This window comes from Enterobacter sp. RIT637, from assembly GCF_019718755.1.
Taxonomy (GTDB): domain Bacteria; phylum Pseudomonadota; class Gammaproteobacteria; order Enterobacterales; family Enterobacteriaceae; genus Enterobacter.
The window spans coordinates 1-541 of record NZ_JAIHAZ010000162.1; the positions used below are offsets into that span (position 1 = coordinate 1).

Here is a 541-nt window from a genome sequence, read left to right on the forward strand (position 1 = left end):
CTCCTGACTTTGCTGCTGATGCTGTGCCAGTTCGCGGCAGCTTTGATGCCACTGACGATAGTGTTCAGCCATCAACTGAGTGAGCGCGTACTCACCGGCATAGCCATCTAGCAGGGCGTTTTGCTGTTCCGGTTTAATGAGCTGCTGATGCGCGTGCTGGCCATGAATTTGAATCAATAGCTGGCCCAGCTCACGCAGCTGAGAAAGGGGAACCGCAGTCCCGTTGATAAAGCCGCGAGAGCGGCCATCGCTGCTGATGACGCGGCGAAGTAAACACTCACGTCCATCTTCGAGTTGATTGACTTCAAGCCAGCGCAGCGCGGCAGGAGTATCTTTTAAGGAAAAGCGCGCGCAGAGATCGGCGCGGCTAGCGCCGGTGCGCACGATGTCGCCTTCTGCGCGACCGCCGAGACACAAGCCGAGCGCATCAATGGCAATTGATTTACCTGCACCGGTTTCACCGGTAATGGCCGTCATTCCGCTCTGGAAGTCGATCTCAAGCTCACGAACAATGGCAAAGTTGCTGATGGTCAGTTGTGCC

1 protein-coding gene is annotated in these 541 nt (G+C 56.4%); it reads right to left on the reverse strand.

What is annotated here, in order from left to right:
• Window positions 1-541, reverse strand: a 541-nt coding sequence (locus K5E19_RS23780) for an AAA family ATPase (RefSeq protein ID WP_221553378.1), incomplete at both ends; no start/stop codon positions are given.